The 10,525-nt window shown below is 45.5% G+C and carries 12 protein-coding genes and 1 pseudogene; 5 read left to right on the top strand and 8 right to left on the bottom strand.

Annotated features, from left to right (window positions below):
- Positions 1–185 (top strand): hypothetical protein (locus AC1DLM_RS13660; protein ID WP_477570263.1); only part of this gene is annotated, 185 nt, incomplete at its 5' end.
- A gap of 274 nt (positions 186–459) precedes the next feature.
- Here the strand turns inward: AC1DLM_RS13660 and AC1DLM_RS13655 are convergent.
- Together AC1DLM_RS13655 and AC1DLM_RS13650 are read right to left on the bottom strand one after the other, a co-directional pair.
- Positions 460–639: a hypothetical protein gene (locus AC1DLM_RS13655; protein ID WP_441990727.1), complete on the bottom strand. Its 180-nt coding sequence runs from the start codon at positions 637–639 to the stop codon at positions 460–462.
- 4 nt (positions 640–643) lie between these two features.
- A complete protein-coding gene (locus tag AC1DLM_RS13650) occupies positions 644–895 on the bottom strand; it encodes a hypothetical protein (RefSeq protein ID WP_441990726.1) in 252 nt (83 codons plus the stop codon).
- Positions 896–973: 78 nt separating this feature from the next.
- On the opposite strand from AC1DLM_RS13650, the gene AC1DLM_RS13645 reads away from it, so the two are divergent.
- Both AC1DLM_RS13645 and AC1DLM_RS13640 read left to right on the top strand, forming a co-directional pair.
- The gene (locus AC1DLM_RS13645) at positions 974–1,369 is read left to right on the top strand and encodes a MerR family transcriptional regulator (protein ID WP_441990725.1); all 396 of its coding nucleotides are present in this window, start codon (positions 974–976) and stop codon (positions 1,367–1,369) included.
- Positions 1,370–1,381: 12 nt separating this feature from the next.
- Positions 1,382–1,711, top strand: a pseudogene (locus AC1DLM_RS13640) (YnfA family protein).
- 446 nt (positions 1,712–2,157) lie between these two features.
- On the opposite strand, the gene AC1DLM_RS13635 reads toward AC1DLM_RS13640, so the two are convergent.
- Positions 2,158–3,438, bottom strand: a complete 1,281-nt coding sequence (locus AC1DLM_RS13635) for an MFS transporter (protein WP_477570262.1) — start codon at positions 3,436–3,438, stop codon at positions 2,158–2,160.
- Positions 3,439–3,655: 217 nt separating this feature from the next.
- On the opposite strand from AC1DLM_RS13635, the gene AC1DLM_RS13630 reads away from it, so the two are divergent.
- On the top strand, positions 3,656–4,237 hold the full coding sequence (locus tag AC1DLM_RS13630) for a TetR/AcrR family transcriptional regulator (RefSeq protein WP_441990723.1): 582 nt from the start codon (positions 3,656–3,658) through the stop codon (positions 4,235–4,237).
- Between the two features lie 195 nt (positions 4,238–4,432).
- Here AC1DLM_RS13630 and AC1DLM_RS13625 read toward each other — a convergent pair whose 3' ends face one another.
- The 4 genes from AC1DLM_RS13625 to AC1DLM_RS13610 form a co-directional block, all read right to left on the bottom strand.
- Positions 4,433–4,972, bottom strand: coding sequence for a GNAT family N-acetyltransferase (locus AC1DLM_RS13625; protein WP_477570261.1), 540 nt, complete (start codon positions 4,970–4,972; stop codon positions 4,433–4,435).
- Positions 4,973–5,206: 234 nt separating this feature from the next.
- Positions 5,207–6,277 (bottom strand): aminoglycoside phosphotransferase family protein, encoded by a 1,071-nt coding sequence (locus AC1DLM_RS13620; RefSeq protein WP_477570260.1) that lies wholly within the window; start codon positions 6,275–6,277, stop codon positions 5,207–5,209.
- Between the two features lie 283 nt (positions 6,278–6,560).
- Positions 6,561–7,130: a dihydrofolate reductase family protein gene (locus AC1DLM_RS13615; RefSeq protein ID WP_477570259.1), complete on the bottom strand. Its 570-nt coding sequence runs from the start codon at positions 7,128–7,130 to the stop codon at positions 6,561–6,563.
- A gap of 282 nt (positions 7,131–7,412) precedes the next feature.
- A complete protein-coding gene (locus AC1DLM_RS13610) occupies positions 7,413–7,655 on the bottom strand; it encodes a hypothetical protein (protein WP_441990719.1) in 243 nt (80 codons plus the stop codon).
- Positions 7,656–7,896: 241 nt separating this feature from the next.
- Here AC1DLM_RS13610 and AC1DLM_RS13605 point away from each other — a divergent pair, with 241 nt between their 5' ends.
- The gene (locus AC1DLM_RS13605) at positions 7,897–8,541 is read left to right on the top strand and encodes a DUF1796 family putative cysteine peptidase (RefSeq protein WP_477570258.1); all 645 of its coding nucleotides are present in this window, start codon (positions 7,897–7,899) and stop codon (positions 8,539–8,541) included.
- 405 nt (positions 8,542–8,946) lie between these two features.
- Here AC1DLM_RS13605 and AC1DLM_RS13600 read toward each other — a convergent pair whose 3' ends face one another.
- The gene (locus AC1DLM_RS13600) at positions 8,947–10,497 is read right to left on the bottom strand and encodes a SagB family peptide dehydrogenase (RefSeq protein WP_477570257.1); all 1,551 of its coding nucleotides are present in this window, start codon (positions 10,495–10,497) and stop codon (positions 8,947–8,949) included.
- Positions 10,498–10,525: the final 28 nt, after the last annotated feature.

The following is a 10,525-nucleotide window of genomic DNA, read 5'->3' as shown; positions in this document are numbered from 1 at the left end:
GCGCCTCCTTGATGGTATTGGGTTACGAACCCGTCGACAAATCCATCATACCGAGGCGCTCCTTTTTTGACAAAGGCCATTTCTTAGCCTTAACAGGAATGTTTAGTTTAATAGCACAAAGAGACCCTCAGCAATGGGCTGAGGGTCTCAGTTTATATTTTAAAAGGGGGGCGACTTTATTATAATGTTGAAAGATTAATGTCAGATGAAAATAAGATTTCAATCATGTAACAAATATTTAACTATCGTTCTCTCGTTAGCGTAAAGATTTGCCCATTGATTAATTACACATTATCTATCGTTCATTGTAATAATCAAATTAATATTATCGTTAAATTCTGAACGCAAGAATGATTTTACATCTTCGGTTCCAGTTAATTGAAGGAAGACCGGCTCATCCACGCTACTTGCTATCACTGTAAAAGTTAAAAACGGACAGCATTTCCTCTCTAGACTAATCTAATCATACAGAAGGCGAAGCGTTTCCGAGTCGCCGGGAAATTGATATTGGAAACCTGCTTCAATCTCCATTACAGCCGTCCTTCTTTTTTCTAATTCGCCCCAAGCATCTTTGTAATTCATCCGCTCTACTTTCGTAAAAACGGTGTGGCAGCAAGCAACAGGCACTTCATTTTTCATATGCTTAGCTCCTACCACTAGCACAAGAATTGCAGCTGCAACCTGGCTTAATGCAAGAAGTTCCATTTGCCTTTCGGCGCTGATATACAACAACTGCCATCGTAATAAGAACGAGAGCCAATATCACAATCACCACTGGATTTAAAAAGAAAGAAGATATGCCAAGAACTGCCGCCCCGCCAAGTAAAGGTAATGCACAACAAAGCGCGCATGCTCCAAGAATACCAAGCCCCGCTAACCATTCACTTTTTTTCATTTACGCCACCACCTCATTAATATTATAATTACATCATAATACTTAAAGCTAACTTTAAGTCAAGTGAGGTGCATACAAATGTCAGAACTTAGTATTGGTCAACTAGCAGCTAAAGCAGATGTGAATCCATCGACCCTTCGATATTATGAATCCATTGGACTGTTGCCAAATACAGACCGTAAGAATGGTCAGCGTCGCTATTCCGAAAGCCTTCTAGAGCGAATTACATTTATAAAAATAGCACAGCATACCGGGTTTACGATTCCAGAAATTTCGGTTTTACTTGAAGGATTTGAATCAATCCCTACATCGGATAGATGGGAAGAAATGGCGAGAGAAAAACGCGCTCAGCTTGAAGAAAAAAAGAAACAAATCAATTCGATGATTCAAATTTTAGACGATGGTTTAAACTGCAAATGCCTTACCTGGTCTGAATGCTTTAATAAAATAAAAACCACCGGCACTTGTTCATAGCGAAAGGAGTAAATGATTTTGTTGTTAACTATCTTAATTTTCATTATTGCAGGACTTGCCGAAATTGGCGGCGGTTACATGGTATGGCTGTGGCTGCGCGAATCAAAGCCCCTCTGGTATGCTATCATCGGAAGCCTCATCCTGGTCGCTTATGGTATCATTCCAACGTTGCAGAGTTTCCCAACATTTGGTCGCGTCTACGCAGCATACGGGGGCGTGTTTGTTGTTCTTGCTGTACTTTGGGGTATGTTCGTCGATAAAAAAACACCGATATGTACGATTGGATAGGGGCAGCCGTTTGCGTTATAGGCGTCTATAATGCTATGGGCTCCAAGAAGTTAGTTGAGATTCATAAATATTCAAAATCTTCTAGCTACTACCACGCTAATCTGCCAGTTAGCGTAACGATCGCTTCTCGATTAATGCTTTTTTCCTCAGTCCGAAAAACAAAAAGATCTACATATTGGTTATGCATAATATGTAAATCCCTATATTTAAATCAATTTTTCTCTATCAAGGTCTTGATAGTTTTCAATAAAGTATTAGACTGGGTGGGGCATTAAACTAACAAACCTTTCCTGTAGTGCCGTGTCGGATGACAAGAATGATATCCAATACCATTGCGAACAGATTCTTATCATAATCATATGGCAAAAATCTGTTCTGTTAGAATTTACGTTTATTGGTCATGCTAATTGCACTGAATAGGAGTCTGTACTGGCAAACGCCTACTGCATAGACGTCGTAATTGTGTGAAATAAAAGATAGGCTACGGCGAGGCACGATCATTATTTCGAAATAACAGACTGCGGACGGCAGGTCAATGCCCAGAATAAAAGGGCCAAAGCACTGACAGCGGCACCTAACAAACATACTCCGTTCCAGCCAGCGTAAGCGTAGATACTGGTCGAAGCAATTGAACCGGTGGCGCTTCMTACCGAATAGAAAATCATATAGCCGGCAGTGAGTCGACTGTTTGCCTCTGGGCGTACGTTATAGATCAAACTCTGGTTCGTGACGTGTACGGCTTGCACCGCCATATCAAGAAGGAGTATTCCAACGATCAATGCAAGCAGCGAGTGTTCGGTATAGCTGATTGGTAACCATGATACCAGCAACAAAGTCAGCGCGACTCCGGTAGTCCTTTGTCCTAAACCTCGATCGGCGAGCCGCCCTGCCCGAGATGCTGCTAACGCTCCGGCAGCTCCAGCGAGACCAAACGCTCCAATAGCGGTATGCGAAAGCGACAGCGACGGGCTGCTTAGAGGTAACACCAGCGAAGTCCACAATGTGCTGAACGCGGTAAAAATCAGCAAAGCCAGTACGGCGCGAACGCGTAATATTCGTTCTTGCAAGAACAAAGCGAGTACCGAACGAAGCAACTGCGGGTAAGTTAGTGACGCCCTTTCGCGTTCATCATGCGGCAGCACACGGAACATCACGCCGGCCATGACGAGCATCAACGCCGCTGAGACGAGATAAACCGAACGCCAACCGGCGAGATCGGTCAATACACCAGCGAAGGTTCGGGCAAGCAGAATGCCGATCACTACTCCGCTTATCACCAAGCCGACTATTCGTCCGCGCTCGACAGGAGCAGCCAAAGTCGCCGCAAACGCCACGAGAACCTGCGTTACTACAGCGAGCAGTCCAACCGCAGCCAAACCTGTGAGCAGCACCGTGCTGTTTGGCGCGATGCCAACCGCAATAAGAGCCAACACGGATAATAGCATTAGACTAGGGATCAGCCGACGTCGATTCAGCAGATCGCCGAGAGGTACCAACAGCAGCAATCCCAGTGCATAACAAATCTGAGTAATGGTAATGACAATGCCCACGGATGAATGGGCAATACTGAACTCGCTCGCCAGGGCGTCCAGCAGCGGTTGCGCGTAGTAGATATTGGCGACAGCCAGCCCGCAGGCGGTTGCAAATAACAGTGCCACATAACGAGAGATCTTAGGGACAGGAACTGAATCGGATACTGTGTATGCTTCTTGTGCTGTGTCCTCTACTATAAAGCAATCATTTCCGGCAATAACTGCCGCTTTTTCTTCTAGCGTCTCCATAGTTCACACATCCATTCTTATTTCAATTAATATCATACCGATCAATATATTATACCTGTCAGTATGTTATGATGCAGTGTAAATAATACGCGCCACAAATACATACTGTCAAGAGATGGTTGTCAAAAATTATTGTGTTAAGGGGCTTTGATTTGACAGCATATCCTTCAAAGCTTAAAATCATAACATACTGAACGATATGGAAAGGGGATCTTTCATGGTTCGGCAACGGGAATTTGATGTGGACATTGCATTAGATGCAGCTATGCAAATATTTTGGGAGAAGGGATTCGAAGCTACCTCTTTAAGTGATTTAACATCCAGAATGGGCATTCAGCGGCCAAGCATATACTCCGCCTTTGGTGACAAAAAAGAATTATTTGAAGCCGCACTGCGGAAATATACAAACTATCACTCTTCCAATATCCGTGCTAAACTTCAGAATCGTTCATCTGTAAAAGAAGGATTTCGCACTTTATTTGAGGGTATTGTGGAAGAAGGATATTCTGAAAGTTGCAATCGGGGATGCTTTTGCATTAATACGATGGTGGAACTTGCTCCTCATGATGAGAAATTTGAAATTCTTACAAGGGAACATCAGATGTATCTTTCGGCCATATTTCAAGAAGCGATTGAACGAGGTGTACGGTCAGGTGAGCTTGAAACCGACATGAACGTTAAAGCATTAGCGCAGACACTTGTTGTATCGTTAATCGGACTTACCGTAATGATGAAATCTCGGCCAGAACGATCATTTATTGATAATTCTGTAGAGATTATACTTACATTGCTTAAGTAGATGTTCGGTAGTTCTATAGTCGTGACGCCTAGAAGTGCTAACGGGAAACAAGAGTACAATAAACAACACCCGGTCCAACACTTTACTTTGGTGTTTTGACTGGGTGTTTGTTTATTAGAATCGTATAGTTTAAAACTGATTTGTGCTATCGTTTCTAGATAGAGTTTAACGAACAGTCCGTTTTTTCACAGTTTGTTACGTTGCCATCTCATGTTGCATGACTTTATTGCATTCTATAAAGTCTAAACGCTCCACTTGATACAAATCATAGATCTCTTGCGCATGATTTATTGATTTATATATTTGATTGTTGATATCATTTGCTAATTTGGCATACGGTAGTTTTTCTACCGCCTTCTTCGATCGAATATTTTGTTTTCGGACTTTCAAAAATACCGTTTCAATATTGTGTTCAAGAAAAAGTTCAGTAAAAAAGGATTCCTTCGCTTGCTGGTTATAACCTTTTCCAAAATAAGGAGTTCCAATCCATGTGGCTAAGAAGCCTGTTTTATTTACAATATCATATAAATCAATGGTACCAATGGGATGTCCAATCTCGTTAAGAATTGTTCTAGAAATACATGTCTCTTGCTCTTCTTCAACGATCAACTGTTTGGTTAGGAATAAATATTGTTCATAGAATTGGCATTTAGATCGAACGTAAGGAAAAACTGCAGGATCCGTCATTAAGTTATACAGTAAATGGCATTCGTGCAAGTCACGTTTTTTTAACATTACATCTACCGCCTAGTCCTTTTATTTCGCTATATCAAACAATATAAGTATATAAAAGGACTTCGAGGATTTAATTAATTCTATATGGATGTTGTGTAAAAATAATCATTGTCGCTCTCTTTATCTCACCATAAACCCTGTTCTACAAAGTTTCCCATATCAGAACTACGGTATATGAGACCGATAACGATAGCTTGTCTTAAATTGATAAATAAAGGAATGGTATCTAGTGAACTACGGCTTAATGAATTTTCCTGCGTCTGTAATGATAAATGGAATTGGACCAGATGTGTCTATCAAGGCTATGGACTTCATTTCATAGATTTTTTGAAGAGTATGGGCACGCTTCGTCTTCTCGTCATCTGCCTCTGTGTGGAGATACCCCTCCACAAGCCTGTACCCGAATACGAGAAGGATAATCTCGTAGACACAATGATCGGCGATTCGGGATACATCCGCATACTCCAAAAAACCTTTGTAATACGCAGGGATACATCGCTGGTAGTGTTCGACCATGTGATCGATATCCGGTTCATCCGCGATCAGGCTTGCGAGATCCTCGCCTAGGTAACCCCATCCGCTGGTATCCCAATCGATAAGCGCGAAATCCCCGTCAGCATAGATAAGATTGGTTACCCAGAAGTCCCGGTGACATAGCACGAGGGGCAATTTTTCGATACGAGCGAATATCTCGTCTGCTTGGTCATCGATATCGATGAGCATTTGGCACACGTGCAGAGGCAATTCGCAGTCCTCCGAGCGTATATAATCGTAGACGACCGGCCATGACCGGTAATGCAGGTACGTATTCTTCATGAGATCCGCATGGCTCAGGTTGGTCAGACTTTGCAGCACGGCGGGCTGCTCCGCATACAGCTTGCCTTGAAAGCGCCCTAACTCCAGCGCAGCCTTTACATACATGTCACCGGTCAAGTCTAAACCGGTTACGCCATCGATATATTCCAGCCACAGCTGGTATTCATTTTCTTCGGCATTGAGCTCAGCGTGATAACATATCGGCCAGCGGAGGGCTTGCGAGAACGTCACTCCCAAGTCAGACGAATAGAGATCATATTCCCGACGCCATGAGCCCGGATCGCCATAACGCTCCCATTTATTCTGGATTTTCAATACTATACGGTAAGGCAATTTGTCGCCATCCACGCTTTCGGCGATCCCCGATACTAGGTACACATTTCCCACAGTTCCGCCCTGTAACGGCATAGTTTGGCAGTCGGTGGAGATGATATTCGTCTTGAACCGTTGGTTTAAAGCATAAATGAGCTTTTCAAGTTCAATATTCATTTATTCCTCCATTTTCATCTTTGTCGATGAGGTAGCGCGTATTATCCTGGATATACTCGTTATCTTATTGCGGGGCATAGATACCCATGTATTGAGAAACGACAGCCGTTATACCACCATCTTAGAAGAGTATATCAAATGCAATCCCTTATTTTGGGAAGAGTTTAGTTATAACTATTCTGCCCGGGAGCTGAGAAGGCTGCCGTTCATTGCTGTCGGCAGCCTTCTCTTGACGTTTATTGAGCTATAGTTTCGCGTTAGTGGAACACCTTGTACGGCACGGCTATTTCTCCAACTCATAGCGGGCCGCGATAATGCCCGACTTGAGCGTTCGGCTGGACAGCAGCTTGAGCCTGATTTTCTCAGCGTCGCCGTGGAATGCCGATTTTCCGCCGCCCAAGATGACCGGACAAATCGTCAGCTGGAATTCGTCGATCAGGCCGAGCTCAAGCAACGTCTTCGCCGCCCCCGGGCTGCCGAAGATAACGAGATTTTTGCCAGACTGCTCCTTGAGCACCTTAATTTCCTCTGCGATATTGTCCTTGATCAGTTTCGTATTGTTCCATTCCACAATGTCCATCGAGCCGGAAATGACGATCTTCTCAACATCCTGTAGCCATTTGGCATGCTCCATACTGTGCTTCGACGCATTCGGATTGTCCAGCACCGTGGGCCAGTAGCTCTCCATCATCCGATACGTCGTGCGTCCGTATACGGGAGAGCCGACTTCGGCTACGACCTCCTCGGCATATTTCTCTAATTCCTCGTTGTACGGAATCCAATCTAGTCCTCCGTTCGAATCCGACGCATACCCGTCCAGCGACACATGCATGAACAATACGAGTTTTCTCATGTTTGCTTCTCCTCCGATTTCGAATTTAGTTGTTCGATTTTTGGCAGTAGGCCTGTGTTTCTTCCTGCTCTTACGTTCACTTTAAATCATTACGTTACGTAAGGATCAAGTGGAAATCTGAATTTTCTTCGAAGACAACAAGGTTGCGCGAATCCTCCCGTTAGTTTAGCAAGTTACAGGCCAATCTACTGCTTGTTGGCAATCGGACAACTTTCTTGTCACAAATCGGGAATTGGATCAAGTTCAGCTGTTTTGCATGTATCCTCTGTCATTCGTCATGCCTTAACCAGGACGATGCGTCGCCATGGAGCTCGATTGACCAAAGGTGATGACGCCGTTGTCACTCGATATGACCTCCGCATTCTCTTCAACAGTCACGCGCTGCGGCATAACAGCCGGTCGTACCTCTGCGCGAAGATAATGCTGGCCACGCAGCGCGACAGAAAGCTCCGCCGGACTTAGCTCCAGACATGCCGTCGCCCTGGACATCGAAGCGAATAACGTATGCCCGCTATGACGGAGCACACTTCCGTAGCTGATGAAGCAGCGTTCGACTTTATTGTAGCGCTTATAAAACTGAAATCTCCTGGATTAAGTCAATAGCCTAAATATTAAATAAAAAGAGGCTCCTCGCAATCAGTGGGATTGGTCCCAAAGACTTTCGGATTACGCCGTATATTCGCCCAAGCGCAATTTTAATATTTGCATACTTTAATTCTACTCGTCATTGTGGTGGAGATCGGTTGTTGAAACKGGAGTGAAAGTTATGAAATGGCGCGATTCCTTAGGTGGTTATATGGCCTACATTAGTCTGGGTTCTACATGTCAAACAGCATATCAGCTTAAAAGACTGGGTTTACGAAAATATACGGGTCCCTTAGATTGGTTTGTTTCCGATTCGATCGGGGGAGTAGTTCGTTTGATAGATCATCGTTTCAACGGATTTATGGAACTTAGCCAGCTTGAACTCATTGGCACTACCAATGAATGCTTTGTTGTAAGAGATAACACAAATGACGTTATATCTTTCCATGACTTTCCTATTTATCTCACTGCAGAGCGATGGTGGCAAGCTTATCCAGCTTTTAAAGAAAAGCTCAATCGGCGCGTAGATCGGTTTTTGAAAACTATTCAAGGTCAACCAATTCTTTTTATTAGAACCAATTCTAGTAGAAAAGAAGCGCAGGAGCTACACGCAGCATTAAAAAGGCTGGTGCATGGAAAGTTCCACCTTCTGATCGTGAATAACCACCAGGAAGATAGCAAAGTCGTGATTTACGAGGATTGGGGGCTGAGTGGAATAAGCTCGGTGCTTCTACCGAAAGGAGAAGACTGGAGAGGATTTAACCAAGCTTGGGATAAATCTATGAACGGCTTCAAATTGAAAGCTTCGTCCCATCGTCGAGTTTAACCCTGCAACGTGCCCTTTTTGGAGTGTAAGCTCTCCTCCGTCTAATACCCCAGCTTTCTATATTTTTCTCGTTGTTTAAATGAGGGTGACAAGATCCAACACGAATATAGAAAAAACTAAAACGGTCTTATCGCGAAGCAGATGCGAATACAGACCGTTTTTTTCGTTGTTTTGATGAGGGTGACGAGTTAGTTGGTTGCTAGCTGGCAATATCAATATTTGGTCAAGTGGATGGTTCTCCACTAGGTTTATCCCCCATTTCGTACCCATATTCATAAAAAAAACCGCGCCTGCGCGCGGATCTTTATACAAATAAGTTCATATCCTCTTACAAAAAGACAGACAAGAACTTATATCATATTTGAAACCCAAACGAATCCGCATCTCCGAGATATCCAGGATAAACTAGCTGTGCAAACCTCCCTCAAGCCGGGGACGTGGAAGGCATCGACCGATCGGGATTTGGACGAGGCTGATTCGCCCATGCATGGACATCCGGTAGAGCTCGTCGCACGATCTGGCCTGAAAGCCAAGCAGCGGACGCCCTCCCATGCCGAGAGCGGACGCTGCCAGCAGCAGGCGCTGCAGGAGCATGCCGGCTTCCATCTGCTGGATACGGTAGCCTCTATACCCCAATTGGGGAATCAGGTGATCGTCGTCACCGGCGATGTGCAGACAGATCGGTACTTGAAACAAATTGACGTTGTGCAGGGTCATCCCCTGCTGCAKCCAGAGCCGATGATCACCTGCAAGCTCGCGCCGGAGCGCGTGGGCGGCTGCGTCATAGCGATAAGCACCGTCCGGTACGCCTTCGACGTTATAGAAACACCCGTATAACGCGACACGAATCGGAGGAGCCTCCACCACGCCGTCCAAATCGTTGCGATACGCAAAGGAAGCAGAAGCTTCCTGCAGCAGGGAGGCTAACTGCTGCACCGTTACACGGCTCAAGATGAATTCGCTTTCGGGCGAATACCGTGCTCGGCTGGTCGCCGCCAGATCGTAGCTCAGCCGCTTCACCACTGGTAAATAGACAGTCTGAAGTTCGTTTTCCGCTTTATTGCGGGGCTCAAAACGGCGAAACGGCGATAGCGTATTGAGCGCCGCTGCTTCATTCATCTGAGTCATCTGCGGAATCTCCTTAACGGATCTCGAACGCATGTAATAATCATGCTGAACAGCCTGAAGCTCGCGGCACAGCTCATCCGCTGCGACTTKAGGCGTACCTTCCGCATCGTCTATCAAAACGATGTCGCTCTGCACTGAAAGAGGTATGACCGCATAAACGTTCTCCTCTGAGCTGGATAGCCCGAGCAGATGGCCCACGGCTCGATCCAGAAACCGGAAATGCACTCTTGATGCATAACCGAACCGTTTCGCAGTTTCCTGCAGCTGCCCTAGCAGCACGCCTGAATCGAGCCCATGCAGACGATAGGCAAAGGTGTTGTATTTGAAAGCATTTTTCCAACCCATCGTCGATACAAAGACAACGCCGAAGCATGAGGATAGATCACAGCGGTTGCCGAGGGCCCGGGCCAAGTACGAATCGTAATTGCCTTCGCGCAGCAGCACCAGGCGATGATGTGCTGCATCGTAATGGTAAAGTCTGGGAACGCCGGCTTCTGTGCGAAGATATACGTATAATTCGTTCGGGTACCGCCCTCCGCCGGAAGGAACGAATCTGCGGTACGTCTCCATCGGAACCGCAAGAGAATAGCTTACTTGCGTCAACCCGTAGACATACCAAAGAAAATGGCCGATGTCTTTCAGGCTCGGATCAACAGCCGTTGTCCGAGCTTCCAGCGTCAGTGGGATATCCGAGGACAGCGTATGAGTAGGCAGGCCGCGATATAGTTTATAGGCAAGCGGCGCATCGTCCCAGTCGACCTCCCAGCCGGGTAGCCCGCCCTCGTTGCCGTCGGCATGAAGCTGGCGAATAAACGCTTCCAGACTCATTCTACTTCCCCCAATCGCTCTATAGTGA

The sequence above is a fragment of the Paenibacillus sp. 01T442 genome, assembly GCF_056398345.1.
The sequence above is the reverse complement of the archived record's forward strand: the minus strand, read 5'-3'. Positions and strand labels throughout refer to the sequence as shown.